Origin of the sequence: Amycolatopsis sp. NPDC001319, from assembly GCF_042896185.1 — a bacterium.
Lineage (GTDB): Bacteria > Actinomycetota > Actinomycetes > Mycobacteriales > Pseudonocardiaceae > Amycolatopsis.
The window spans coordinates 875,430-901,294 of the sequence record NZ_JBIAWY010000004.1; the positions used below are offsets into that span (position 1 = coordinate 875,430).

Here is a 25,865-nt window from a genome sequence, read left to right on the forward strand (position 1 = left end):
GAAAGCTACACCGCAGCGGGCTGAGGTGTATAGAGTCATGGCGTGCCCGAGCCATCGCCCACCGGACCGCAGGAGCTGGTGATCACCCTCCTCGGCAGCTACGTGCAGCCGCGCGAAAGCCGGCGCGTGTGGTCGGGCGGCCTCGTGTCGCTGCTCACCGAACTGGGGTTCTCCGACGGCGCCGCCCGCATCGCGCTCACCCGGCTGGTCAACCGCGACCTGCTGGCGCGCCACCGCGAAGGCCGGCTGGTGCACTACTCGCTCACGAGCCGCACGGTCGCGGTCCTGGCCGACGGCGACCGGCGCATCTTCAGTCTCGGCCGCCGCGACCGGCCCGCCGGCGCGTGGACAGTGCTGTGGCAGAACATCCCCGAGACCCGCCGCCAGGCCCGCGAGACGCTCGTGCGGCGCCTGCGGTTCCTCGGCTTCGGCCCGGTGCAGGACGGCACGTGGATCGCCCCGCACGACCGCGAGGCCGAGGTGCTCGGCCTGCTCGCCGAGCTGGGCGTGACCGAGCACGCCGGCCTGATGCTGGGCACGCCGTCGGCGGCGCTGGACGTCCGCCGGTTCGCCGGGCGCGCCTGGGACCTCGACGAGCTGTCCGCCCGGTACGACGCCTTCGTGACCGAGTTCGGCGGCACCCCGCGCGGCCCGGACGAGCTGTCCGACGCGCAAGCGTTTACGGTGCGGACGAGACTGGTGCACGAGTTCCGCGTGTTCCCGTCGCTCGACCCCGAGCTGCCCGGCGAGCTGATCCCCGCGCCCGGCCGGCGCGCGGCGGCCGTCGAGCTCTTCCACGACCTGTACGCCGCGCTCGCGCCCGCGGCGCAGCGGCACTTCGACCGTGCCGTGCGGACCGGTGATTTCGACGAGGTGAGGACCCCATGACCCAGACCGACGACACGCAGGCTGCGCTGAGCTACACGTCGTACCTCGCGCTCGACGAGGTGCTGCAGGCCCAGCGCCCGCGTTCCGACGAGCACGACGAACTGCTGTTCATCGTGATCCACCAGGTGTACGAGCTGTGGTTCAAGCAGATCCTGCACGAGGCGGAGTTCCTGCAGGCCAACCTCGAAGCCGGCAACACCGCGCACGCGATCCGCACGCTGCGGCGCATCCTCACCGTGCTGAAGGTGATCGTCGCGCAGCTCGACGTGCTGGAGACCATGACGCCCAGCCAGTTCACGAGCTTCCGCGCGCGCCTCGACCAGTCGAGTGGCTTCCAGTCCGCGCAGTTCCGCGAACTGGAGGCGGTGCTCGGCCGCCGCGACGAGCGCGTGTTCGCGCACTACCCCGAAGGCGGCGAGCAGCGCGCCCGGATCGCCGCCGCGATGGCCCGGCCGTCCCTGTTCGACTCGTTCCTCAAGTACCTCGCGAACAGCGGTTATGCCGTGGACGGTGATCGGGATGTCACCCGGCCGGTGGCACCGTCGGCGGAACTGCAGGCGGTACTGCTGAAGGTCTACCAGGACGACGGCGGCCCCTCGGTGGTCGCGGAGTGTCTCGTCGACCTCGACGAAGGGATGCAGGAGTGGCGCTACCGGCACGTGAAGATGGTCGAGCGGACCATCGGCGACAAGACCGGGACGGGCGGGTCGTCGGGCGCGAAGTACCTGCGCAGCACTCTCTTCCAGCCGATGTTCCCGGACCTGTGGGCCGTGCGGAGCAAGCTGTGACGACGCTGGACTCCCTGCGCGCGGACGACAACGCGCTCGCGCCGCACTACTCGCGCTTCCGCGTGGCCGACCGGCTGCTGCTCTCGGCGCATTCGCACCAGGCCTGGCCCGACGTCGCGGAGAAAGGCTTACTGGAGGCGTTCGCCGACGCGGCCCGCGACGTCGACGAGAAGTGGGCGGCCGCGTTCGCCAAGGCCGCCGAGCTGCGCGCCGGCTTCCGCGCGCTGCTGTCCGACCCGCACGGCGAGTACGCGCTCGGGCAGAACACCCACGAGCTCGTGATCCGGTTCCTCTCGGCGATCGAGCTGCGCGCCCGGCCGCGCCTGGTGACCACCGACGGCGAGTTCCACACCCTGCGCCGCCAGCTCGCGCGGCTGGAGGAAGAGGGCGTCGAGGTCGTGCGCGTGCCCGTCGACCCCGTGCCGACGCTGGCCGAACGCGTGGCCGCCGAGGTCGACAGCACCACCGCCGCGGTGCTCGTGTCCGCCGTGCTGTTCGAGACCTCGCGGCTCGTGCCCGGGCTCGCGCACCTGGCCGACGTCTGCCGCGACGGCAACGTAGAGCTGGTCGTGGACGCCTACCACGCGCTGGGCGTGGTGCCGTTCTCCCTGCACGACCTGGGGCTCACCAACGCCTGGGTGGTCGGCGGCGGCTACAAGTACCTCCAGCTCGGCGAGGGCAACTGCTTCCTGCGCCTGCCCGCCCACGCGCAGGAACTGCGCCCGGTCGTCACCGGCTGGTACGCGGAGTTCGGCGCGCTCGCCGACCGGCAGCGCCCGGACCGCGTCGCCTACGCCACCGGCGGCGACCGCTTCGCCGGCGCGACCTACGACCCGTCGAGCCACTACCGCGGGGTGCGCGTGCAGCGGTTCTTCGCCGAGCACGGCCTGACGCCGGAGTTCCTGCGCACGGTGTCGCAGCACCAGGTCGGCCTGCTCGCGCAGTGCTTCGACGACCTCGGCCTGCCCGCCGACGTGGTGTCGAGGGATCGGGAGACGCCGCTCGGCATGATCGGCGGGTTCCTGTCGCTGCGCAGCCCGTCGGCCGGCGAGCTGCAGCACGCGCTGGCCGAGCACGGCGTCCGCACCGACAGCCGGGGCTCCTACCTGCGGTTCGGCCCCGCTCCCTACCTGTCCGACAGCCAGCTGGAAGCGGCGATGGCGACGCTTGGGAAGGTCGTCGCCGGCTGATCGACGACCTGCGGTGGTCGGTTCGCGCGGATGGCTCTAGGTTGGCGGTGTGCGGGGTGGACGACCTCCATCCGGCACACCACCTTCCGGAGCGCGCGGCCACGAACCGCGAGCGGTCAGACAAGGGAGTCACCACCGTGACCGAAGGAGTGTTCGGCCGGCACAGCGGCCATGAGCAAGTCGTGTACTGCCACGACGAGGCGAGCGGCCTCAAGGCCATCATCGGCATCTACTCCACCGCACTGGGCCCCGCGCTCGGCGGCACCCGCTTCTACCCCTACGCCACCGAGGACGACGCGCTCGACGACGTGCTCGCGCTCTCCAAGGGGATGGCGTACAAGAACGCGCTGGCCGGGCTCGACCTCGGCGGCGGCAAGGCTGTGATCCTCGGCGACCCGGCCACGATGAAGTCCGAAGCGCTGCTGCGTGCCTACGGCCGCTTCGTGCAGTCCCTCGGCGGCCGTTACATCACGGCCTGCGACGTGGGCACCTACGTGCACGACATGGACGTGGTGGCCCGCGAGACGAAGTTCGTCACCGGCCGCTCGCCCGAAGACGGTGGTGCGGGCGACTCCTCGGTGCTTACCGCGTACGGCGTCTACCAGGGCATGCGCGCTTCGGCCGACCACGTGTGGGGCGTGCCCGAGCTGGCCGGCCGTCGCGTCGGCGTCGCCGGCGTCGGCAAGGTCGGCCACATCCTGGTGGGCCACCTCGTGGAGGCGGGCGCGCAGGTCGTGATCACCGACGTTTCGCCGCTCGCCGTCGAGCGCACGCGCGCCGCGTACCCCGGCGTCGAGGTGGTGTCCGATGTGGACACCCTGATCGGCACGGACCTCGACGTCTTCGCTCCGTGCGCCCTCGGTGGCGTGCTGACCGACGAGACGGTGGCCGCTCTGCAGGCCCGCATCGTCTGCGGCGCCGCGAACAACCAGCTCGCCCACCCGGGCGTCGACAAGCTCCTCGACGACCGCGGCATCCTCTTCGCCCCCGATTACCTGGTCAACGCCGGCGGCGTCATCCAGGTCGACGACGAGCGCCACGGCTTCGACTTCGCCCGCGCCCAGCGCAAGACCACGGCCATCTTCGACACCACGAAGGCCGTGTACGCCCTGGCCAAGGCCGACGGCGTCCCGCCCGCCACGGCGGCCGACCGGCTCGCCGAACGCCGCATGGCCGACGTCGGCCGGCTGCGGTCGATCCTGACAGTCTGACTTCTTGCCCGACGGCGGGCGCACGGGAGTTACCGTGCGCCCGCTTTTCTTTGTTCAGGAAGGGTTTCAGACGAGGGCCGGCGTCGTCTGCTCCGATGTGGACAGTCGCTGCGCGCGGCGCGCCAGGATGATCATCACCGCCGGGATGAGCAGATCGGTGATCACCACGCCGCCCGTGTTGCCCGGTGCGTGGTCGCCGTTGGCGAACCACTGGTAGAGGTGACCGACGGCCGCGCCCCAGAGGAACATCCCGGCGCCGATGCCGATCGTGATGCGTTCCCGGGTCGACGCCGACGCCGACGCGGCGCGGAACCCCATGACCGCCAGCCCGAGATTGGCGAAGGCGATTTCGAACTCGAACGGGGTCCGGGTGAAGCCGATCGCCGTGGACATCACGTCCGGGGCGCCGAGGAACGCCAGCGTCATCCAGAGGCTGCTGCAGCCGAGGGCGCCGATGGCCCACCACCGTTGCCAGGTCTCCAGCGCGGCTCGGCGTGAGGGGCTGTGCCACGTGCGGACGAAGGCGCCGATGGCCGGCACCACGACGAAGAGCAGGGGAACGGCTGACTGGGCGAGGTAAGCGGTGGTGGTCATGGCTTGAGTGTTGCATGGTTAATATTAACCTCGCAAGACTCAAGGTAGACTGGTCCCGTGGACGACGATCTCGCTGACTTGCTGCACCGCGTGGTGTTCCTGATGGGGGAGGCCGCGCGCCGACGGGCCGACGGTGCCGGGGGCCTGAGCTACAGCCAGATGCGGCTGCTGGGCACGCTAGAGGACATCCAGCCGGTGACCCAGCACCAGCTGGCGCAGGCGCTGTCGGTGTCCGATCCGGCGATCAGCCGCGCGTTGCGCCCGCTGGAGACCGCCGGCCTCGTGCAGGTCCGCCAGGATCCCGAACACGCCCGGCGCCGGCTCGTGACGATCACCGAGGTCGGCGCGAAAGCCTTCCACGACAACGGGAAACCGCTCTACGACGAGCTGCGCGCCGCCCTGCTCGAAGCCGGCTTCCCGTACGAGCAGTACCTGCGCGACACCGCGAGGCTGGCCCGGCTCCTGGAACCCCGAGACCCGTGACCCGAGCTGCGAAAGGCAGGAAAAAGGCCCCCTCACCGCGGTGAGAGGGCCTTCGTCGGTGGGGTGACGCTCAGCCGCTCTTGCGGCGGAACGTGCGCTTGTTCGCGGCGGGCCCGTGGGCGTGCTGGTTCTTGCCGCCGCCGGTTTCGTGGGCGGAGCCCGAGCGGGCGTGGGCCTGCTTGCGCTCCAGCGCCTCGCGGAACTTGCGCTTGACGTCGTCCTCCTCGCCGCTGGGCGACGGTTGCGGATCACTCATGCTTACCTCCGAAGGTGACGACGTGTGACCGTCCCAGCCTGGCACCGCCGGGTGCCCGGCGCGAGTCGATTTCGACACACCGGGACCCGGTCACACCCGCACAGCCAACCACGCCCGACCAGCGCCGGACGCGCCGGTACCCCGTCCGGGAACGGCCAACGACGACGGGTTGGCCGCTCCGGACGGGGTACCGGCCGAGCCGATCAAGCGGAGGCTGCGTGATCGGCTCGCCGCTGTCCGGCGGATCGCGGCGAGGGGACGGACGCCACGAACCGGTGCGGCCGCGGGTGAACGCGGCGGCGGGCGCGGCCCGCCGCTGTCACCACGAGCCGAGACAGCAAGCCTGCGACGAGCACCGCGCCGAGCACGAGGGCGGCGCGGCCGCTCGCGGTGTCGAAGACGATCTGGCCTTCGCGGCCGAGGACGAAGCCGGAGTCGACGGCCCAGGCCACGACGGCGATCCCCGCCGCCGCGGCCGGGGTCGTGGCCGCAGCGGCGGCGACCACGACGAGCGCCAGCGGCACCAGCGCGTAGAGCGGGTGCGCGGTCGCCCCCGCGACGTCCGCCCCGATCGCGGCGGCCACCACGGCCGCGCAACCGAGCGGGAACCCGAAACCACCGGTGATGCGCATGGGTCCAGCTCAGCGCGCCCGCCCGCACCGCACGAGAGGCGCGGACGCTTTCCCTACAGCCCGCGCCGTCTTCTTGACATCTCCTTAACTGTGCCGAACGTTGCCGATCCGACCACAGTCACGGCCGAATGCCTTCGTGGCAACGGTTGCGTACCGCGCGGGGGGCCGGCCTACTTTTGGCCGGATCGGCGACTGCGGCTCGCGGCGCGCACGATCGCGCCCACGATCTCCGGCCACAGCGGTTCGGGCAGGTCGTGGCCCATGCCGGGGAGGACCACGAGCTCGGCGTCGGGGATCGCGGCCGCGGTGGCCTTGCCGCCGCTGAGGTCGATCATCGGGTCCGAGTCGCCGTGCACGACCACCGTCGGCAGGCGCAGCGAGCGCAGCGCTTCCGTGCGGTCGCCCGAAGCGACGATGGCGGCGGCCTGGCGCAGCGTGCCCATCGGGTGCTGCGCGCGGTCGTAGCCCCGGGCCGCCTTGAACCGCAGGTACTCGTCGGTCGCGGGGTAACCCGGCGAGCCGGTGGTGCGGTACGACGCGATGCTCTGCTCGATGGCTTCTTCGCGCGTCGCCGCGGGTGGTCGCGTCAACGTGGCCAGCGCGGCGGGCGAGGTCTGCCCGACGGTCGGGTCGCCGGTCGTGGACATGATCGAGGTGAGGCTCAGCAGCCGGTCCGGGTGGTCGATGGCGAGCTGCTGCACGACCATCCCGCCCATCGACGCGCCCACCACGTGGGCCGTCGCGAAACCGAGCGCGTCGAACAGGCCGACGGTGTCGTCGGCGAGGTCCGAGAGCAGGTACGGCGCCGAGGCCTGCCCGGCCGCGATCCCCGCCAGGTCGGGCGCGCCGAGGTCGTCGAGGTAGGCCGACAGGCCGATGTCGCGGTTGTCGAAGCGGACGACGAAGAAACCGTGGCTCGCGATCAGCTCGCAGAACCCGGTCTCCCAGGTCACCATCTGGGCACCGAGGCCCATCACGAGCACCAGCGGCGGGTTCGCGGCGTCGCCGAAAGTGTCGTACTCGAGTTCGAGGCCGTTGGCCAGGGCACGGGGCATGCCCTGATCCTGCCCTAGATCCCCGAATCCTGGCACGGGCCGTCGTTGTCCGGATACGGTACATCGCATGCCGTCTTCGTCCTCGCGGGCCGGGAACCGCCCTCGCTCGCGCGCGGCGGCGGGACTGCCGGCCGTCACCGCCGAGAAGGTGATCGACGCGGCGGTCGCGCTGACCGCCGAGCGCGGCCTCGACAACTGGACGCTGCGCCAGCTCGCGGCGGCCGTGGACGCCTACCCGGCGGTGATCTACCACCACGTCGGCGACCGGGACGCGGTCGTGGCCGCGGTGCTCGACCGCGTCGTCGGCCTGCTGAGCCTGCCCGACGAAAACCTGCCGTGGCAGGACTGGTTCGCCGAGTTGCTGGCCGAGCTGCGCACGGTGCTGCGGGCCCACCCGGGCACCGCGCGGCGGCTGGTGCTGTTCGGGCCGTCGGTGTCGGCCGCGATCCGCACCATCGACCGCGGGGTCAGCGTGCTGCTCGCCGCGGGCTTCGGCGACGAGAGCGTGCTCGCCTACAACCTGCTCGTCGCCACGGCCTGCCAGTTCGTCGCGATGGAGGACGACCGCGACAGCACGCTCGCGTTGAGCCTGGACAACACCGAGGAGTACGCGACCTACCACGACCGCGCCGATCTGCCCGGCATGGCCGCGCAGGGCCGGGCGATGCGGGAGCTGCTGGCCGACCCGGAGCTGGCGGCCGGCTGGTGCGCCCGCCTGTACGACTACGCGGTGCGCCGTTGCGTGGACGGGCTGGCGCACCGCCTGGCCGAGCTCGAGGCCGAGCCACGCGCCTGATCGGGTGGCGGCAGCCTTCCGGCGTGGGCCGAACGTGTGACCACCCCGGTGGAATCCAGGGGAAACTGACACCGAACCCACGTCGACCAGGGGTAACGTGGAAAGCAGCCGGGGGTCGTGAGGCTTCCGGCCGGGGCCCCCGGCACTTTCCTCCCCCCTCGTGGTGCCGGGGGTTCCGTCATTCCCCGGGGACTTCGCCCTGGATCAGCGGGAACACCTCACCGATGAGCGTGACGAGCGATTTGCTCAGCAGCGTGTGCACCTGGTCGCGGCTCAGCGAGCCCCGCACGAGCCACTCGCGTCCGGCCGCCTTCACCATGCCGGCGAACGCCCGCACGGCCGCGTTCAGCTCCTCGCCGTGCTCGCTGTCGCGCGAGAGCCCGACGGCCTCCAGCACGCGGTCGGCCGACTCGCGGTCGGCCTGTTCGAGGATGCGGTCGACCTCCGCGTCGCGCCCGATGCCCTCCGGGGCGATCGCGGCGAGCCACGTCTTCTCCTGCGCGCGCACCATGTCGAGGAACCAGTCGATGGCGGCGTCGGCGCGCAGCTCGAGCGGGCCCTCGGGCAGGATCTCGATCGCGAGCCGCGGCACGGTCAGCGCGCGCCGCACGATTTCCAGGTACAGCTCGCGTTTCGTGCCGAAGTAGTGGTTGATCAACCCCCGCGCGACCCCGGCGGCCGCGGCGATGTCCGAAGTGGACACCGCCGAGTAGGGCCGTTCGCCGAACAGGCGCGCCGCGCAGGCGTAGATCTGCTCTCTGCGCTCGTCCGGTTCCAGTCTCCGCCACTTCGGCGCCGGCTCCGTATTCATGAGTAATATTTTCGCATGATCGGTTCAGTGGGGCCGACCGATCTCCGGCGGTGTCGCGCCCGGGCGACACCATCGGTTGGCTACCGCCGGGTACGGGTTGACGGGCCGCGGGGTCAGTCGGGCAGCTCGATCGGGGCCAGGTCGTCGAACAGGTCACCGGGGCCGGGGTTGGCCGGCGCCGACTCGCCGCCGAAGTGGTGCTGCACGCCCCACACCGCGTTGAGCGCCGTCTGCACCGCGCCCTCGGCCCAGCCCGCGGTCCACGAGACGTCGTCTCCGGCGAGGAACAGCCCGCGGTACCGCTCGGGCAGGTTGTCCTGCTTGAAGTGCGTGAACAGGCGGTGCTGGTAGCGGTAGTGGCCGGGCAGGTTCGCCTTGAACGCACCCATGAAGTGCGGTTCGGCCTCCCACGACACGGTCACCGGGTCGCCCACGAGGTGCTTGCGCACGTCGACGCCGGGGTAGATCTCGCGCAGCGACTGCAGCATCACCTCCACGCGTTCGGACACGCTCAGCGGCAGCCACTTCAGCGAATCGTCGGCCCACGTGTAGGAAAGGCAGATCACGGCGGGTTTGTCCGGGTCGTCGCCGAGCAGGTAGGTGCCGCGAGGCATCCGGTCGGTCAGCGTCATGCTCATCGTGTCGCGCCCGGTCACGGGGTCGCGGTCGAGCCAGAATGGCCGGTCCACGGGCACGAAGACCTTCGAGGACTCCATGTAGTGCGTGCGCTCGATGGCCGTCCAGTGGTCGATCGGGAACAGCGCCTCGTCGCATTCGATCTTGGACAGCAGCATCCAGCTCTGCGCGGTGAACACCGCGGCGCGGAAGGTGCGGATGTGCCCGGACGCGTCGGTGACGGTCACGTTGTTCGGCGCCGTGCGGTGCAGCCGCGTGACACCGGGGCGCGGCCGGCCGCCCTCGTGCAGCGCTGCGAGACTGGTGCCGGCGGGCCAGTGCGCGAGCGTTTCCGGTGCGTGGTCCCACAACCGCACGGGCAGCTGCCTGCTGCCGCCGGTGATGCTGCGGTGCTCGTCGTCGGCGCCGGTGTAGACGACGCGCAGGATCTCCAGGATCGAGTTGGGGAAATCGGTGTCCCAGCCGCCCGTGCCGAAGCCGACCTGGCCGAAGATCTCGCGGTGGCGGAACGACGCGAACGCGGGCGAGTCGCACAGGAACCCGTAGAAGGTCTGGTTGTCGAGGCGGGGCACGAGCTCGTTCCAGATCCGCTTCACGGTTTTCGCGTCGCGGTCGCGGATCGCGGTCTGCATCTCGGCGAAGGACGCGTGCTCGTCGAGCGTGCGCTGCCACGCCTTCGCGACTTCGCCGAACACGGGCGGCAGGTCGTCCTGCGTGCGCGCGTAATGGCTCTGCCCCTTGAGGTCCACGACGGTGCTCGGCGTCGCGGGCGCGAGCGGGTTCGGGAACGGCGAGGTCCGCAGCCCCACCTTGTCGATGTAGTGGAACAACGCGGTCGACGCCGGTGGGAAGCGCATGGCCCCCATCTCGGCGACGACGTCGTCGGGCAGGCCGGGGAAGCGGTGCGTGCGCAGGCGTCCGCCCAGCTCGGCGATCTCGTACACGACCGGCCGCAGCCCGAGCTTCATGAGCTCGTAGGCCGTGACGACGCCCGACAGCCCGCCGCCGATCACCGCGACCTCGGTGCCGTGGTGCTCGGCCGGCACGGTCCCGAGGCCGGCGGGGTGGGTGAGGTAGTCGTCGTAGGCGAACGGGAAGTCGGGGCCGAACATGGTGATCGGGCGCCCGGCCGGCTCGTCCGTGGGGATCGCGGTCGGGACGGCGGAGGTCATGCCTGGGGTCCTTCTTCGGTCAGGGATCGGTACAACGCGGGCCGGCGGTCGGCCAGGTAAGTGTTCTCCGGACGCGCGAGCACGGCCGGGTCGACATCGGCGAAGAGCAGCTCGGGTTCTTCGCCGGCTTTCGCCACGGTCTCGTCGGGGGAGGCGACGGTCGAGTGGCCGCAGTAGGTCAGCTCGCCCTCGGTGTCACAGCGGTTCGCGTACACGACATACAGCTGGCTTTCGTGCGCCCGGATGGGGACGAGCGCGTCGGCGACCCGCTCGTACGGCCGCATCAAGGCGGTCGGCACGAGCAGCAACTGGGTGCCGGCGAGGGCGTGCGCACGTACCGGCTCGGGAAACTCCACGTCGTAGCAGATGAGCAGGCCCACGCGCAGCCCGCCGAGGTCCGCCTGCACCACCAGGTCCGCGCCCGGGGAGAACTGGCTGTGGTCGATCTCGCCGTAGAGGTGCGTCTTGCGGTAGTTCGCGAGCCGGTTCCCTTGCGCCGACAGCAGTTGCGCGGAGTTGTACACGGCGTCGCCGTCGCGTTCGGGGTAGCCGTAGACCAGTGCCACACCATGCGCACGAGCGAGCATGCCCAGCTCCTGCGCCAGCGGTCCGTCGGCGGGCTCGGCGCGCTCGGCGACCGCGGCGGCGCCGATCGCGTACCCCGTGGTGATCATCTCCGCGGTGACCACGAGCGCGGCCCCGCCTTCGGCCGCGGCGGCTAGTGCGGCCGGCAGTTCCTCGTACGGCCCCTGGTGGACGGCGACGATCATTTCGCCGCCGCCAGCCGCGAACGCCGGATGCCGTACCCGAAGTACAGCACCAGCCCGAGCAGCATCCACCCGCCGAACACGACCCACGTGGCGCCGTCGAGGCTGAACATCATGTACGCGCAGCAGAGCACACCGAGGATCGGCGTGACGGGGGAGAACGGCACGCGGAACGTGCGCGCGTCGTCCGGGCGGCGCCGGCGCAGCACGAGCACGGCGATGTTGACCAGGCCGAACGCGAAGAGCGTGCCGATGCTGGTCGCGTCGGCGAGCTTGCCCAGCGGCACGAACGCGGCGAGCACGGCGACGAACGCCGACACCACCAGGGTGTTCGTGCGCGGCACGCCGGTCCTCGGGTGCACTGTGGACAGTGCCTGGGGCACGAGCCCGTCGCGCGACATGGCGAACAGGATGCGCGTCTGTCCGTAGAGGACGGTCAGCACCACGCTGGAGATCGCCACGATGGCGCCGACGGCGAGGATACCGGCCCAGAACGGGCTGTCCAGCACCGAGGTCAGCACGTGGGACAGGGCCGCCTGCTGGTCGTCGAACTGCTGCCACGGCAAGGCGCCGACCGCCGCGACGGCCACCAGGCAGTAGAGCACCGTCACGATGCCGAGCGAGAGCAGGATCGCGCGCGGCAGGTCGCGCTGCGGGTTGCGGGCCTCCTCGCCGGCGGTCGACGCGGCGTCGAACCCGATGTAGGAGAAGAACAACTTCGCGCCGCCCGCGCTCATGCCCGCGAGGCCCATCGGCAGGAACGGCGTGAAGTTCTTGGCCTGCACCGCGGTGAACGCGATGGCGCAGAACAGGACCAGCGTCGCGATCTTCACCCCGACCATGATCGCGTTGGCCCGCGCGCTCTCCTTCGCGCCCGAGAGCAGCAGCACCATCGCCAGCAGCACGACGACGATCGCGGGCATGTTCACCAGCCCGCCGTCGCCGGGCGGGCCGCTGATCGACTCCGGCAGCGCGAACCCGAACGCCAGCTGCAGCAGCTCGTTGACGTACTGGCCCCAGCCGACGGCCACCGACGCCACGGACACGCCGTACTCCAGGATCAGGCACCAGCCGCAGACCCACGCCACCAGCTCGCCGAGCGTGGCGTACGCGTAGGAGTACGACGAGCCCGACAGCGGGATCATGCCGGCGAGCTCGGCGTAGGACAGCGCGGAGAACAGCGCCGTGACCCCGGCGAGCACGAACGAGAGCACCACGGCGGGTCCGGCCACCGGCACGGCCTCGCCGAGCACCACGAAGATGCCGCTGCCCAGCGTCGCGCCGATCGACAGCATCGTGAGCTGGCCCAGGCCGAGCGAGCGTTTCAACGGCCCGTGGCCGGCTTCGGCCACCAGGTCCGCGACCGGTTTGCGGCGCCCCAGCGCCGTGCCGAGCCGTACGCGGGTCGGGGTGGACGTCACCTGGCTACTCCTCGTCGTCGAGGCTGCGATGAAGATCGGGCGCGAGCCACGGTATCGAGCGAAGTGTGCCCCGAAAACTGGAAAACGTTGCGCGTTCGGATGAGATCTGGGTGTTTCATTGCACTTTCACGGTCGGAAACGGTGATCTGTTCACTCCGCGACGGCGGGCGACGCTTCGGCCGGCCGGGCCGGTTCAGCGGGCTCGACCGGGGTGGCGGGCCGCGCCGGGTCGTCACTCGCGGGCAGCAGCAGCGTGAACGTCGGCGGGTGCGGGCACGAGAGCCGCAGCCGCCCGCCGTCGGCCTCGGCCAGGCTGCGGGCCAGCCGCAGCCCGATGCCGTGTCCGGGCGGAGCGGTGCGGGCCAGGGCGAACGGATCGGTGTCGCCGAGGTCCGGGCCGTCGTCGGCCACGTCGATCGCGAGCGCGCCACCCGCGTCGCGCGCGACGACGGTGACCGGCCCGCGGCCGTGGGTAGTCGCGTTGTCCAGCAGCACGGCGAGCACCTGCCGCACGGCCGCCGCCGAAGCCCGGACGGTGGGCGGGTCCTGGACTTCGACGCGAAGCCCGCGGCCGTTGAGCAGCGGAGCGCCGGCGTCGCGCAGCTCGGCGAGTATCCCCGCGAGGTCGAGCTCCGCGCGTGGTGCGCGGCGTTCGCGGGACAACGCGAGCAGGTCGTCGATGGTGCGCTCGAGCCGGTCGGCCGAGTCGATACCGGCGCGGATCGCCTCGTACGGGTCGAGCCCGGGCGTCTCCAGCGCGGCCTCCAGCTGCAACCGCAGGCCGGCCAGCGGCGTGCGCAGCTGGTGCGACGCCTCGGCCGAGAACGCGCGTTCGCGATCGAGCGTCTCGCCGATGCGCTCCGCGGTCACGTCCAGTGCCGTGCCGACCCGGTCGATCTCGGTGATGCCGGCGCGCGGGCTGCGAGCCGTGAAGTCGCCGTCGCCGAGCCGGGCCGCGGCCGACGACAGCTCCTCCAGCGGGCTCGACAGCCGGGCCGCGATGCGCCGCGCGATGAGCCAGCTCGCGGCGACGGCCGCGACGCCGAACCCGACCATCCCGAGCCAGGTCAGGCCGACGCGGCGCAGGAGCACGTCGTGCGGCATCGCGGCGCGGACCACCCCCGCGAGCCGCGCGCCGTCCATCACCGGCACCGCCAGCACGTCCTCGCCGTCGACCGGTCCGGACGCCACGTCGACGTCCGCGGCGGACACCTGGCTCACCACCGCGTCGGCGGTGTCCGGGCCCGTGCCGGAGACGAGCCGTCCCTGCGGGTCGTAGATCCCGACGGTCGCGCTGCCCTGCACCGGCTGGCGGGGCACACGCCCGGCGGCGAGCGCGTCGGACACCTCCAAGGCCGTGCCGTCGGCGGCGCGTTCGAGCTCGGAGCCGGTGTTCTCCCGGAAGTACCACAGCGCCGCGACGGCCAGCGGCAGCCCGAACAGCACGGTGGCCACCACGGCGGCGAGCACCGTGAGCGTGACGATCCGGCGGCGCACGCTCAGGCCTCTTCCAGGCGGTAGCCGTGCCCGCGCAGGGTGGCGATCCGGGGCACGTCCGCCGGCTCGGGCGCGGCGTCGGCGAGCTTGCGCCGCAACGCGGCGATGTGGACGTCGAGCGTTTTGGTGGAGCCGTGCGTGTTCGCGTCCCAGACGTCGGCCATCAGCCGCTCCCGGCTCACCGCCACGCCGGGTTGTTCGGCGAGGCGGGCCAGCAGGTCGAACTCCCGCGCCCGGAGGTCGACCTCCTGCCCGCCGACGATCGCCCGGCGGCTCGCCGGGTCGACCACGAGCGAGCCGACGGTGACGACCGGCACGGCGGGGTTCGCGGGCGCGCCGCGGCGCAGGTGCGCGCGCACGCGGGCCAGCAGCTCGCCGAGGCGGATGGGTTTGGTGAGGTAGTCGTCGGCACCCGCGTCGAGGCCCACGACCACGTCCATCTCGTCGGCCCGCGCGGTGAGGATCACGACCACGGCGCCCGGCATGCTCGTGCGCAGGCGGCGGCACACGTCGACGCCGTCGAGGTCGGGCAGGCCCAGGTCGAGCAGCACCAGCTCGGCGCCGGCCTCGTTCAGGGCGCTGCGGCCGTCGCGGCACCAGCGCACTTCGTGACCGTGGCGCGCGAGCGACGACTCCAGGACGCCGCCGATCGTCAGGTCGTCCTCCACCACCAGCACCTTGGCCACGGGAGCAGCCTAACCAACACCCCGGCCGGACCGGGCCGGAAAACCCGCGGCGGCGCTTTTCGTCTACATAGGACGGTGCTCAGCGCCGCGGGCGCGCGGTGCTCTCGCGCAGCACGACCTCGGCGTTGACGCGGACCGTGCGGGCCCGCGTGCCCGACCCCTTGAGCGCCAGGTCCATCGCGCGTTCGCCCAGCTGTTCCAGGGGAAGCGCGACCGTGGTCAGCGCCGGAGTGAGATCCCGGACCACGGGGATGTTGTCGAAGCCGGCCACGGAGATCTCGCCCGGCACGGCGACGCCGGCCTCGCGCAACGCGGCCAGCGCACCGATCGCCATCAGGTCTGTGACCGCGAACACGCACGTCGGGCGCTTCCGCTTCGGGCGCTCCAGAAGCCGCTTCGCCGCGTCGTAGCCGCCGTCGCGGGTGAACTCGGTCTCGAGGACGTCTTCGTCGGACAGCGGCAGGCCGTGGGCGGCGAGCTCCTCGGCGAACCCGTCGAGCCGGTCGCACACCGTGGTGAGCCGCATCGGACCGGCCAGCACGGCGAAGCGCTTGTGCCCCAGCCCGACCAGCGCCTTCGCGAGGGCGGCCGCGCCGCCGCGGTTGTCGGGCTGCACGGTGTCCACTTTGAGCCCGCGGTGGCGGCTGACGGCCGCGACCTGGCCGCCGCCGCGGCGGTACGGGTCGAGCTCCGCGGCCATCGCGCGTTCCCAGGAGCGGTCCTCGAACGCCGACCCGATCAGCACGATCGCCGACGCCCGCTGCGCCCGCAGCGCCGAGACGTACGCCACTTCGCGGTCGGGGTCGCGGAAGGTGTCGGCGAGCATCACGAGCAGGCCGTTGCCGTTGGCCACCTTCATGACCCCGCCGGCGACCGCGGAGAAGTACGGATCGGACACATCGTGACAGATCACCCCGACCGTCCGATGTGTCCCTCCGGCGAGTGCCTGCGCGTGTGCGTTCGGTGCGTACGCGAGCTCAGCCGCGGCCGACATCACGCGGTCGCGCAGGTCCGTGCGGACGGACGCGGTGCCGTTGAGCACCCGCGAAGCCGTGGCGAGTGACACGTCGGCGCTTTGTGCCACGTCCGCCAGCGTCACGTGCGGCCCGGACTTCATCGCTCCTCCATGGTGGTTCCTCGGGCATAGTGGCCCCATGCTCGGTCTGTACCCGGAAATCGAACCCTACGACCACGGGATGCTGCCGGTGGGCGATGGCAACGTAATCTACTGGGAGGAGTGCGGGAACCCCGCGGGCAAGCCGGTCGCGTTCCTGCACGGCGGTCCCGGTGGCGGCGCGTCGGCGCGGCACCGGCGGCTGTTCGACCCCGAGCGGTACCGGATCCTGCTCTTCGACCAGCGCGGTTGCGGCCGCAGCACACCCCACGGCAGCACGGCCGAGGCGGACCTGTCGGTGAACACCACCTGGCACCTGGTCGCCGACATGGAGCTCCTGCGCGAGGATCGCGGCATCGACCGGTGGCAGCTGTTCGGGGGCTCTTGGGGCAGCGTGCTTGCCCTCGCGTACGCGGAGCAGTACCCGCACCGGGTCAGCGAGCTCGTGTTGCGCGGGGTGGCGACACTGCGGGTGAAAGAGATCCAGTGGCTTTTCGGCGGCGGCGCCGCGTGCTTGTTCCCCGAGGCGTGGTCGCGCTTCCTCGCGCCCGTGCCGTACGCGCGCCGCAGCGACAACCTGCTCGAGGTCTACCACGAGCTGCTGCACCACCCGGACCCCGAAGTCCACGGACCGGCGGCGGTCGCGTGGAGCCGGTGGGAGGGCGAGACGGTGAAGTTCACGCCGCAGGAGGAAGTGGTTTCGGCGTTCACCGAACCGGAGTTCGCGCTCGCCATCGCGCGCATCGAGAACCACTACTTCCGCCACGGCGGCTGGCTGGCCGAGGACCAGCTCATCCGCGAGGCCGGGAAGCTCGCGGGCATCCCGTGCGTTCTCGTCCAGGGAAGGTACGACGTGGTCACTCCCGCCACCACGGCGTGGGAGCTGGCGCAGGTACTGCCAGGTGCGGAGCTGAAGATGATCGCCGACGCCGGGCACGCCTTCGACGAACCCCGGACCCTGCACGAGCTGATCAGCACGACGGACCGGTTCGCGGCAGGCTGGGCCGAGCACGAGATCGACGAGCCGAGAGGAATCACACGGATGCTTTACGGTGACGAGCACGTCCGCCGCTACGAGGAGACCGACGGCGAGGTCGGCCACGAGTGGCAGCCCGGTGTGCCGACCCTGGTCCTGACGACCAAGGGCCGCAAATCCGGTGAGGACCGCAAGTTCGCGCTCATCTACCAGGAGGTGGACGGCAACCCCGTCATCGTCGCCTCCAAGGGCGGCGCGCCGGCGCACCCGGGCTGGTACCTCAACCTGCAGGCCAACCCGGAGGCTCGCGTCCAGGTGCTGGCCGACAAGTTCACCGCTCGCGCCCGCACGGTCTCCGGCGAGGAACGCACCCGGCTGTGGGACAAGCTCGCCTCGGTGTGGCCGGACTACAACGAATACGCGAAGAAGACCGACCGCGAGATCCCCGTGGTGGTCCTCGAGCGGGTGTGATCCGCGCCGCGTCCGGGACCCGGGGTCACCGAGCCGGGTGGTCTTCGGCTACGAATGACGCTCATGGCCCTGCGAAACCGGTCGCGCGACCGCTGGATCCCGCTCGAACACGAGGGGGAGCTGCTCACCTTCCGTCAGATGGAGGCCTACGGCCGGCGCTTCGCCCGCGCCGGCCGCGGGGCCTGGTACAGCTTCGCGATCGAGGTGGTCTGGCAGTTCCTGGTGCTGTTCAGCCGCTTCCGGGTGCGCGGCGCGCGCCACATCCCGGCTTCGGGCGGGGTGCTCGTGGCGTCGAACCACCTGTCGTTCGCCGACCCGACCACGCTCACGGCGTTCTGCCTCGCCGCCGGCCGGGTGCCGCGGTACCTGGCCAAGTCGAGCCTGTGGGACCTGCCGGTGGTCGGGTCGGTGATGCGGTCCGGGCAGCACATCCCGGTGTACCGAGGCGCGCCGACGGCCGCGGGGGCCTACCGCGACGCAGTGAAGGCGGTGGAAGCCGGCGAGTGCGTGACGATCTTCCCGGAGGCCACGTTCTCGGCCGACCCGGACGGCTGGCCGATGAAGGGCAAGACGGGCGTCGCGCGGATCGCGCTGGAGACCGGCGTGCCGGTGGTGCCTGTCGCGAACTGGGGCACGCACCACCTGCTGCCCGCCGGAGCCTGGTTCCCGCACGGGATCCCGCGCAAGACCGTCGAGCTCGTGGCGGGCCCGCCGGTGGACCTTTCGGATCTTCGGAACGGCGAGCCGACCCGTGAGGTGCTCGAAGAGGCGACCGCCCGGATCATGCGCGCGGTGACGGATCTGCTGGCCGGGATCCGCGGTGAAGAGCCGCCCGGCGACGGTGCGTGAGGCGAGCACCGTCACCCCGCCCCGCCAGCCGGTTCGGGGTAATTTGGACGGTATGAGTGCACACTATGACGTCGTGGTCCTGGGGGCCGGGGTCGGCGGCTACGTGGCCGCCATTCGCGCCACACAGCTCGGTCTGAGCGCGGCGGTCGTCGAAGAGAAGTACTGGGGCGGGGTGTGCCTCAACGTCGGCTGCATCCCGTCGAAGGCGCTGCTGCGCAACGCCGAGCTGGCGCACACGGTGAAGGAAGAAGCCGCCACCTACGGCATCTCCTCCGACGGCGAGATCCGCTTCGACTACTCGGCCGCCTACGAGCGCAGCCGCAAGGTCGCGGACGGCCGCGTCAAGGGCGTGCACTTCCTGATGAAGAAGAACAAGATCACGGAGTACGACGGCCACGGCACGTTCGTCGACGACCACACCCTCGAGGTCAACGGCGAGCGGATCACGTTCGACAACTGCATCATCGCGACCGGCGCCACGGCGCGCCTGCTGCCCGGTACCTCCCGCAGCGACCGCGTGGTCACCTACGAACAGCAGATCCTCGAGAGCGAGGTGCCCGAGAGCATCGTGATCGCGGGTGCCGGCGCGATCGGTGTGGAGTTCGCGTACGTGCTGCGCAACTACGGCGTGGACGTGACCATCGTCGAGTTCCTCGACCGGATGGTGCCGCTGGAGGACGCCGAGGTGTCGGCGGAGCTGGCCAAGCGCTACCGCAAGCTCGGCATCAAGGTGCTCACCGGCACGAAGGTCGAAGCCATCGACGATTCGGGCGCGAAGGTTCGCGTCACGGTGTCGAAGGACGGCAAGCAGGACGTGCTGGAGGCCGACAAGGTCCTGCAGGCCATCGGCTTCGCGCCCAACGTGAAGGGCTACGGCCTGGAGAACACCGGCGTCGAGCTGACCGAGCGCGGCGCCATCGCGGTGGACGGCCGCGGCCGCACCAACGTGCCGCACCTGTTCGCCATCGGCGACGTGACGGCGAAGCTGATGCTGGCGCACGCGTCGGAGTCCATGGGCATCGTGGCGGCCGAGACGATCGCCGGCGCGGAGACCATGGAGCTCGACTTCGTCATGATCCCGCGCGCGACCTACTGCCAGCCGCAGATCGCCAGCTTCGGCTGGACCGAGGCCCAGGCCCGCGAAAAGGGCTACGACGTGCAGGTCGCCAAGTTCCCCTTCACGGCCAACGGCAAGGCCCAGGGCCTCGGCGACGCCGGCGGCTTCGTCAAGATCCTCAGCGACGCCAAGTACGGCGAGCTGCTCGGCGCGCACCTCATCGGCCCGGACGTGACCGAGCTGCTGCCCGAGCTCACGCTGGCCCAGCAGTGGGACCTGACCGTGCACGAGGTCGCCCGCAACGTCCACGCCCACCCGACCCTGGGCGAGGCCGTGAAGGAAGCCATCCACGGGCTGGCCGGGCACATGATCAACTTCTGAGTTCTTCCCGCCACGGCGCCGGATCGTCCACTGCGGACGGTCCGGCGCCGTCGTCCGTGGGTTCATCACCCGTTCGCCCGGAGTCGGTCCACGAGCGGGGGACAGGCCGCTACGCTGACCGCCGGGTCCACGGAGTGGACACACCGGACGTTTCAAACTTTTGTCGGTGTACTGTGCGGTGGTGACTCCCTAGATTCGTCTGACTACCGCCGGTGGAGCGGGCGAGGCAGGGAGAGAGTCGATGCGGGGATTCAGCCGGGCCGCCACTCGGTCGGTGCCGTTGGCGGTGGGGGTGGTGCTGCTGGGCGCCGGTGTGGCGAGCGCGCAGCCGTCCGCGGCCGACGTGGTCGCGCAGCGCACCGAGGCCGGCATCAGCGCGTTGCAGGGCATCAAGAAGTCGCTGACGCCCGCGGAGCGCAAGCAGGACAGCCGGCTGGTGATCGAGAAGCGCCTGCGGGCCGACCACGCGCTCGCGGCGCTGCTGCCCGACTACCGCACGGGCTTGCCCGTGGCGAACAGCGGCGCGGTCTCCGTCGACATCACCGGCGCCGCCGGGACCGCCGTGGCCCAGGCCGTGCGCGCGGCCGGGGGAACCGTCCGCTACGCCTCGCCGGACGGCGCGGTGCGCGCGGACCTGCCGCTCGCCGCCGTGGACAAGATCGCAGCGCGCGGGGACGTGGCCGCCGTCGCGCCGGCCGCGCAGGCGATGACGTGGCGTGAGCAGGACCCGCGCCGGGAGCTCGTGGCGCGAGCCGTGACGCAGGTGTCCGAAGGGGACAAGGCCCACGGCGCCGACACCGCCCGCGCCCAGTACGGCGTGACCGGCTCCGGCATCAAGGTCTGCGTGCTGTCCGACGGTGTCAACTCGCTGTCGAAGTCGCAGGCCGCGGGCGAGCTGCCGGCCGTCGACGTGCTGGCGGGCCAGGCCGGCAGCGGCGACGAGGGCACGGCGATGCTGGAGATCGTCCACGACCTCGCGCCCGGCGCCACGCTCGGTTTCGCCACGGCGTTCACCAGCGAAGCGAGCTTCGCCGCCAACATCCGCGCCCTGCGCACCACCGGCCACTGCACGGTGATCGTCGACGACGTCGCCTACTTCGACGAGTCGCCGTTCCAGGACACGCAGGTCGCGCAGGCGGTCAACGACGTCACCGCCGCGGGCGCGCTGTACTTCTCGTCCGCAGGCAACTCCGGCAACCTCACCGACGGCACCAGCGGCTACTACGAGGGCGACTTCCGCGCCTCGGCCACCACGCTGCCGGGCATCAGCGGCACACCGCACGACTTCGACCCGGGCTCCGCGGTGCAGACCTCCGACCCGCTGTCGGCGGGTTCGCTCGGCAAGCCCGTCACGCTGTTCTGGTCGGACCCGTGGGGCCGGTCGGGCAATGACTACGACCTGTTCATCCTCAACGCGTCCGGCAGCGTCGTGGCTTCCAGCGACAATCCGCAGACCGGCTCGCAGAACCCGTACGAGATCGCCTCGGTGCCGACCACGGGCTCGGGCTACCGCGTGGCCGTGGTCAAGTACAGCGGCGCCGACCGGTTCCTCGCGCTCAACGTGATCCGTGGCCGGTTCGTGGGCTCCGGTTCGCTCAAGGCGTTCAGCACGGCGGGCGTCACCTCGGGCCACTCGGCCGCGGCCGCGGCGTTCAGCGTGGCGGCGGCCCCGGCGGCGACGGCGTTCGGCCGTCCACTCGAGACCGGTGACCCGGCGAACCCGGCCGGCCCGTACCCGGGCCGGTTCACCGCGGCGAGCAAGTGGGAACGCTTCACCTCCGACGGGCAGCGCCACCTGTTCTTCAACCCCGACGGCACCGAGCTCACCCCGGGCAACGTCTCCTCGACGGGCGGCGCCACGCGGGCCAAGCCGGACATCACCGCGGCCGACGGCGTCGCCACCTCCGTGGCCGGCTTCCAGCCGTTCTACGGCACGTCCGCGGCCGCCCCGCACGCGGCGGCGATCGCGGCGCTGCTGCTGTCGGGCAAGCCCACCGCGACGCCCGCGGAGATCCGCTCGGCCCTGGTGGCGAGCGCGATCGACCTGGGCGCGCCCGGGTACGACCCGGTGACGGGCGCCGGCGTGATCATGGCGGGCCCGGCGCTGGCGGCGCTGGGCGTGCCGCAGAGCTAGTGCGGTTGCGGCGGCCCCGGGCAGCTCGGGGCCGCCGCCTCACCTGCTCGTGACCAGCAGGTGGAAGGCGCGGGTGCCCTCGCCGACGCGTTCGTGGCGGTCGAGGTTCAGCCCCGCCTCGCCCAGCGCCGTCTCGACGTCGGCCACCGGGCGCAGCCGGAAGCCGTGTTCGGTGAACGGCATGGCTTTCATGGCCTCGGGATCGCCGATGCCGAGCACGAAGCGGCCACCCGGCGTGAGCACGCGGGCGACCTCGGCGAACGCCAGGTCGAGGTCGTCGACGAAGTACACCGTGTCGAGCGTGATCGCGGCGTCCATCGACGCGTCTTCCAGCGGCAGCGCGGTTATCGTGCCGCGGTGCAGGCGCAACCGGCCGGCGGCGATGTTGGCGGGGAACGCGGCGCGGGCCTTGGCGATCATCGTGTCGGAGATGTCGACGCCGTGCACCGTCCCGCCCGCCGCGGCGCGCAGCAGCAGGTCGAGGCCCAGGCCACCGCCGAAGCCGATGTCGAGCGCCGTCTCCCCGGGCTTCAGGTCGAGTGCTTCGACGGCCGCCGTCATGTTGCCGCGATTGGTGCGGTTCAGCAGCCGCCCGACGGCCCGGCCGGGCAGCCCGCTGGGGTGGCCGAGCTGCCGCGCCAGCCCGGCGAGCAGAGTGTCTCGTGGTCCCATTTCCGCAAGTCTGCCCTCGTGACGGCCGCGAGTCCACGACGTGGATTGTGGTGGCCCGGATGGTGTGGCAGCGTGCTGGGCTGCGAGGACGAGGAGGGGTGCGATGGCGGACAGGACCGCGGTGGTCACCGGAGCGGGTTCGGGCATCGGCCGACGGGTCGCGCGTGCGTTGCTGGGCGCCGGTTATCAGGTCGCGCTGGCCGGGCGCCGGGCCGAGGCGCTTTCGGAGACGGCGGACGGCGCTCCGGGTGCGCTGGTCGTGCCCACGGACGTCGCTTCGCCCGAGTCCGTGGCGGCCTTGTTCGAGGCGGTGCGCGAGCGGTGGGGCCGGCTCGACCTGCTGGTGAACAACGCCGGGGTGTCGGCGGGCGGAACCGTCGCGGACCTGTCGGTGGAGCGCTGGCGCCGGGTCGTCGACACGAACCTGACGGGGATGTTCCTGTGCGCGCAGCAGGCCGTGCTCCTGATGAAGGACCAGGAACCCCTGGGCGGGCGGATCATCAACAACGGCTCGATCTCCGCGCACGCGCCGCGGCCCGCGAGCGTCGCCTACACCGCCACGAAGCACGCCATCACGGGGCTGACCAAGTCGATCTCCCTCGACGGTCGCGCCTGGAACGTCGCGTGTGGACAGATCGACATCGGCAACGCCGCCACGGAGATGACCGAGCGCATGTCCGCCGGCATCCCGCAGGCCGACGGCCGCGTGCTCGCCGAGCCCACCTTCGACGCCGGCCACGTGGCCGACGCGGTGCTGTACATGGCGGGGCTGCCGCTGGACGCGAATGTCCAGTTCCTGACCATCACGGCCACGACCATGCCGTTCATCGGGAGGGGCTGACCCGTCCGTACCGCCGGATTTACCCGTTCGGGCAAAGATCTTCGAGTGGTCTGATCCACGCTGCGGTGCCCGGGTCCCGGGACCACGCTGGGCGTGCGATCACGAGAAGGGACCCGCTCGATGAAGCACCGCACGTTGCGTAGGTCGGCCGTCGTACCGCCGGCGATCGCGACGGTCACATTCGGTTCGGTGGCTTTCGGTTCGGCGACCGCGTGGGCCGATCCGCCGGCGGCGCTGCCGGCCGGCGCGCCCGCCGCCGACGCCAAGTGGCAGCCGGCGCTCGACTTCGACAAGGACGGCTGTTACAACACCCCCGCCATCGGCCCCGACGGCACCCTCAACCCGGGCCTCGACCTCGGTGGCGCGGTGAACGGCAACTGCCACGACAAGTCCGATCTGGCCAACACCAACGTCTACTCCCGGTCGAAGTGCAACAACGGCTGGTGCGCCTACCTCTACGGCTACTACTTCGAGAAGGACCAGGTCTCCGACGGCCCCGTTTCGGCCGGCCACAAGCACGACTGGGAGCACATCGTCGTGTGGGTGCAGGACGACCAGGCGAAGTACATTTCCGTTTCCCAGCACCAGGGTTACGAGACGAAGCCCGCGTCGGCGGTCCCGTTCCAGGACACCCACCCGAAGGCCGTGTACCACAAGGACGGCGTCTCGACCCACGACTTCCGCTTCCCCAAGGACGGCAACGGCGACGAACCACCCGAGAACGACGAGGGCGTGTGGCAGGTCAAGGGCCTCGTGGGCTGGGACAACTACCCCGCAGGCATCCGCGACAAACTCACCTCCGCCGACTTCGGCGACGCCACCTTCAAACTGACCGACGACCGCTTCAACGGCACGCTGGCCACGGCGAAGCCCGCGGAGGTCGGTCTGGACCCGAACGCGTGAGCAGGAGATGACCTTGTCGCGGCGGAAGTCGTCGAACAGCCGGTAGAACATCCGCTCGCGCGGTACGCGAAGCCGTGATCAGACGGAAAGCGCCGCCAGGTCGATACCCGAGAACGCCGCCGCAACCACCCCGTGCAGGCGGGGCGACCACACAGCGTGCCCGTGCCCCGTCCACAGGGGCGCCACCGGGAGGTCGCGCAGGAGCTGGTTCTCGGCGACCCGGTACAGCTGCCCGGCTTCCGCCGTGGTGGCCGCGGATTCCGCCGCCGTGAGGTCCTGGGCGAAGCCGGGGTCCGAGTAGCCCGAGGCGGAGGCCAGGGTCGTCAGCAGGTCCGCGGGGCTGGCGGAGGCGAGGTTCAAGCCCACAGTAGACGGACCGTCCACGCGACCGTTCGGGCGCTGGGCCGCGGTCACCGGAACCCCCAGTGCCGTGGCCACGCCGGTGGCGAGGGGGCGCGTCCACTGGCCCGCGCCGGGGTCGAAGTAGACCGTGGTGGGGCCGGTGAAGCCGGACTGGGCCAGCAGTGACTTGGCGGCGGCGGCGTCGAACGAGCAGGGGCGGCAGGTGCCGGTGCGTTCGCCGGGGGCGTCGGCGGGGGGCAGGAGGGCGTGGGCCGGGTCGACCTGGTGGGCGAGGGGGCCGGCTTCCAGTGCCGAGCGGTCGACGGCGAGGGCGAAGGCGTGGCGGACGGCCGCGTCGGCGAAGCGGGGGTCGGCCGTGGGGAAGACGAGGTAGCCGGCCTCGGGCAGGGGCCAGGTGGTGTGTCGGTCGGCGAAGTCGGTGTGCATGGCTTCGTGGCGTTCGCCCGGGACGGAGGTGACGAGGTCGAGCGAGCCGTCGCGCACGGCGTCGTACTGCTCCACCGGGTCGCCTACGCGCAGGTCGACCTCGGTGGCCTTGCCCTCGGCCGGGGTGACGCGCAGGAGCGTGCCGCCGGTGCCGGGGGCCCAGCCGTCGGCGAGGCGGAAGGGGCCGTCGCCGACGGGGTGGCGGGCGAAGCCGTTCCAGTCGTGCGAAGCGAGCACGGACGCGGGCATCGGCACGAGCCCCGGCGCCGAGAGCCACGCCGGCACCTGGCTGCTCGGGCGGTCGAGCACGAGCCGGATCGTCGTGGCGTCGGGAGCGGTGATCTGCTTGGCCCGCAACGACTTCGTCAGCACCGGCGTGACCGCCCAGTTCTCGCCGGCGATCGCGTGCCAAGTGTCTACATAGGATTGAGCGGTCACCGGGGTGCCGTCGTGGAACCTCAGGTCCGGGCGCAGCTTCACGGTCCACGTCACGTGGTCGGTGCTCGTGATCGACGTGGCGGCGCGCGGGGTGAGCTGGCCCGTGGCCGGGTCGTAGTCGGCGAGCGGCGTCCACAGCGCGCCCGTGACGAAGCGCCCGGCCTGGTCGTCGACGTCGGCGGGCAGCAGCGTGCCCGGCTCCTGCAGCCCGACCGTGACGACGCCCGGGCGGGCCGGCTCGTCGGACGAACAGCCGGCGAGCGCGGACAACGCCACCACCGCGGCGGCGAGCAGGGCAGGCAGGCGCATGCTGTCTTAATACCAGTTGGAAAGGGACGAAAGGCGGTTGTGTCCGGT

Annotated in this window: 25 protein-coding genes; 12 read left to right on the top strand and 13 right to left on the bottom strand. The window is 71.7% G+C overall.

All coding sequences use genetic code 11. From position 1 onward, the window contains the following. The first annotated feature begins 42 nt into the window (after positions 1–42). From ACFY1H_RS18975 to ACFY1H_RS18990, 4 genes are all read left to right on the top strand, one after another. Entirely contained in the window at positions 43–888 is an 846-nt protein-coding gene (locus ACFY1H_RS18975; RefSeq protein WP_386947835.1) for a PaaX family transcriptional regulator C-terminal domain-containing protein, read from the top strand. Continuing rightward, entirely contained in the window at positions 885–1,676 is a 792-nt protein-coding gene (locus ACFY1H_RS18980; RefSeq protein ID WP_366587209.1) for a tryptophan 2,3-dioxygenase family protein, read from the top strand. Before ACFY1H_RS18975 ends, ACFY1H_RS18980 begins: the two co-directional genes overlap by 4 nt. Then, on the top strand, positions 1,673–2,866 hold the full coding sequence (locus ACFY1H_RS18985) for a kynureninase (protein WP_386947837.1): 1,194 nt from the start codon (positions 1,673–1,675) through the stop codon (positions 2,864–2,866). The genes ACFY1H_RS18980 and ACFY1H_RS18985 overlap by 4 nt, the downstream gene beginning before the upstream one ends. A 137-nt stretch (positions 2,867–3,003) precedes the next feature. Next, positions 3,004–4,077 (top strand): Glu/Leu/Phe/Val dehydrogenase dimerization domain-containing protein, encoded by a 1,074-nt coding sequence (locus ACFY1H_RS18990; RefSeq protein ID WP_366587215.1) that lies wholly within the window; start codon positions 3,004–3,006, stop codon positions 4,075–4,077. Between the two features lie 66 nt (positions 4,078–4,143). Here the strand turns inward: ACFY1H_RS18990 and ACFY1H_RS18995 are convergent, their stop codons facing one another. After that, positions 4,144–4,671, bottom strand: coding sequence for a DUF6790 family protein (locus tag ACFY1H_RS18995; protein ID WP_386947839.1), 528 nt, complete (start codon positions 4,669–4,671; stop codon positions 4,144–4,146). A 57-nt stretch (positions 4,672–4,728) separates the two neighbouring features. On the opposite strand from ACFY1H_RS18995, the gene ACFY1H_RS19000 reads away from it, so the two are divergent. After that, positions 4,729–5,154, top strand: coding sequence for a MarR family transcriptional regulator (locus ACFY1H_RS19000; RefSeq protein ID WP_366587219.1), 426 nt, complete (start codon positions 4,729–4,731; stop codon positions 5,152–5,154). Positions 5,155–5,224: 70 nt separating this feature from the next. Here ACFY1H_RS19000 and ACFY1H_RS19005 read toward each other — a convergent pair whose 3' ends face one another. From ACFY1H_RS19005 to ACFY1H_RS19015, 3 genes are all read right to left on the bottom strand, one after another. Then, positions 5,225–5,410 carry a DUF5302 domain-containing protein gene (locus tag ACFY1H_RS19005; RefSeq protein WP_285973648.1) on the bottom strand — a complete coding sequence of 62 codons (186 nt, stop codon included), beginning with the start codon at positions 5,408–5,410 and terminating at the stop codon, positions 5,225–5,227. Positions 5,411–5,613: 203 nt separating this feature from the next. Beyond that, the gene (locus tag ACFY1H_RS19010; protein WP_386947841.1) at positions 5,614–6,042 is read right to left on the bottom strand and encodes a hypothetical protein; all 429 of its coding nucleotides are present in this window, start codon (positions 6,040–6,042) and stop codon (positions 5,614–5,616) included. 170 nt (positions 6,043–6,212) lie between these two features. After that, complete coding sequence (locus ACFY1H_RS19015) at positions 6,213–7,097, bottom strand: alpha/beta fold hydrolase (protein WP_386947843.1); 885 nt, start codon at positions 7,095–7,097, stop codon at positions 6,213–6,215. Positions 7,098–7,164: 67 nt separating this feature from the next. Here ACFY1H_RS19015 and ACFY1H_RS19020 point away from each other — a divergent pair, with 67 nt between their 5' ends. Beyond that, positions 7,165–7,893, top strand: a complete 729-nt coding sequence (locus tag ACFY1H_RS19020; protein WP_366587226.1) for a TetR family transcriptional regulator — start codon at positions 7,165–7,167, stop codon at positions 7,891–7,893. 178 nt (positions 7,894–8,071) lie between these two features. Here ACFY1H_RS19020 and ACFY1H_RS19025 read toward each other — a convergent pair whose 3' ends face one another. The 7 genes from ACFY1H_RS19025 to ACFY1H_RS19055 all read right to left on the bottom strand — a co-directional run bounded on the left by ACFY1H_RS19025 (position 8,072) and on the right by ACFY1H_RS19055 (position 16,000). Then, positions 8,072–8,704 carry a TetR/AcrR family transcriptional regulator gene (locus ACFY1H_RS19025; RefSeq protein ID WP_366587228.1) on the bottom strand — a complete coding sequence of 211 codons (633 nt, stop codon included), beginning with the start codon at positions 8,702–8,704 and terminating at the stop codon, positions 8,072–8,074. Positions 8,705–8,817: 113 nt separating this feature from the next. Beyond that, positions 8,818–10,512, bottom strand: a complete 1,695-nt coding sequence (locus tag ACFY1H_RS19030; RefSeq protein ID WP_386947846.1) for a flavin monoamine oxidase family protein — start codon at positions 10,510–10,512, stop codon at positions 8,818–8,820. Next, positions 10,509–11,282, bottom strand: a complete 774-nt coding sequence (locus ACFY1H_RS19035) for a carbon-nitrogen hydrolase family protein (RefSeq protein WP_386947848.1) — start codon at positions 11,280–11,282, stop codon at positions 10,509–10,511. Before ACFY1H_RS19035 ends, ACFY1H_RS19030 begins: the two co-directional genes overlap by 4 nt. Continuing rightward, on the bottom strand, positions 11,279–12,700 hold the full coding sequence (locus ACFY1H_RS19040) for an amino acid permease (RefSeq protein ID WP_366587235.1): 1,422 nt from the start codon (positions 12,698–12,700) through the stop codon (positions 11,279–11,281). The genes ACFY1H_RS19035 and ACFY1H_RS19040 overlap by 4 nt, the downstream gene beginning before the upstream one ends. Before the next feature lie 150 nt (positions 12,701–12,850). After that, a complete protein-coding gene (locus ACFY1H_RS19045; RefSeq protein WP_366587238.1) occupies positions 12,851–14,197 on the bottom strand; it encodes a HAMP domain-containing sensor histidine kinase in 1,347 nt (448 codons plus the stop codon). A gap of 2 nt (positions 14,198–14,199) precedes the next feature. Beyond that, positions 14,200–14,883 (bottom strand): response regulator transcription factor, encoded by a 684-nt coding sequence (locus ACFY1H_RS19050; RefSeq protein ID WP_366587240.1) that lies wholly within the window; start codon positions 14,881–14,883, stop codon positions 14,200–14,202. Positions 14,884–14,962: 79 nt separating this feature from the next. Beyond that, positions 14,963–16,000: a LacI family DNA-binding transcriptional regulator gene (locus ACFY1H_RS19055; protein WP_366587242.1), complete on the bottom strand. Its 1,038-nt coding sequence runs from the start codon at positions 15,998–16,000 to the stop codon at positions 14,963–14,965. Positions 16,001–16,037: 37 nt separating this feature from the next. Here ACFY1H_RS19055 and pip point away from each other — a divergent pair, with 37 nt between their 5' ends. The 4 genes from pip to ACFY1H_RS19075 all read left to right on the top strand — a co-directional run bounded on the left by pip (position 16,038) and on the right by ACFY1H_RS19075 (position 21,865). Then, positions 16,038–17,444, top strand: a complete 1,407-nt coding sequence (gene pip / locus ACFY1H_RS19060) for a prolyl aminopeptidase (RefSeq protein ID WP_386947850.1) — start codon at positions 16,038–16,040, stop codon at positions 17,442–17,444. Positions 17,445–17,498: 54 nt separating this feature from the next. After that, entirely contained in the window at positions 17,499–18,293 is a 795-nt protein-coding gene (locus tag ACFY1H_RS19065) for a lysophospholipid acyltransferase family protein (protein ID WP_386947852.1), read from the top strand. A gap of 52 nt (positions 18,294–18,345) precedes the next feature. Continuing rightward, a complete protein-coding gene (lpdA, locus tag ACFY1H_RS19070) occupies positions 18,346–19,731 on the top strand; it encodes a dihydrolipoyl dehydrogenase (RefSeq protein ID WP_386947854.1) in 1,386 nt (461 codons plus the stop codon). Positions 19,732–19,972: 241 nt separating this feature from the next. Then, entirely contained in the window at positions 19,973–21,865 is a 1,893-nt protein-coding gene (locus ACFY1H_RS19075; RefSeq protein ID WP_366587250.1) for a S8 family serine peptidase, read from the top strand. Between the two features lie 39 nt (positions 21,866–21,904). Here the strand turns inward: ACFY1H_RS19075 and ACFY1H_RS19080 are convergent, their stop codons facing one another. Beyond that, positions 21,905–22,537 (bottom strand): class I SAM-dependent methyltransferase, encoded by a 633-nt coding sequence (locus ACFY1H_RS19080; RefSeq protein ID WP_366587252.1) that lies wholly within the window; start codon positions 22,535–22,537, stop codon positions 21,905–21,907. A gap of 103 nt (positions 22,538–22,640) precedes the next feature. Between ACFY1H_RS19080 and ACFY1H_RS19085 the strand changes: the two genes are divergently transcribed. Both ACFY1H_RS19085 and ACFY1H_RS19090 read left to right on the top strand, forming a co-directional pair. Beyond that, positions 22,641–23,378 (top strand): SDR family oxidoreductase, encoded by a 738-nt coding sequence (locus ACFY1H_RS19085; RefSeq protein WP_366587254.1) that lies wholly within the window; start codon positions 22,641–22,643, stop codon positions 23,376–23,378. A gap of 189 nt (positions 23,379–23,567) precedes the next feature. Next, positions 23,568–24,281 carry an NPP1 family protein gene (locus ACFY1H_RS19090; RefSeq protein ID WP_366587256.1) on the top strand — a complete coding sequence of 238 codons (714 nt, stop codon included), beginning with the start codon at positions 23,568–23,570 and terminating at the stop codon, positions 24,279–24,281. 78 nt (positions 24,282–24,359) lie between these two features. Here ACFY1H_RS19090 and ACFY1H_RS19095 read toward each other — a convergent pair whose 3' ends face one another. After that, a complete protein-coding gene (locus ACFY1H_RS19095; RefSeq protein WP_366587258.1) occupies positions 24,360–25,817 on the bottom strand; it encodes an ABC transporter substrate-binding protein in 1,458 nt (485 codons plus the stop codon). Between the last annotated feature and the right edge of the window lie 48 nt (positions 25,818–25,865).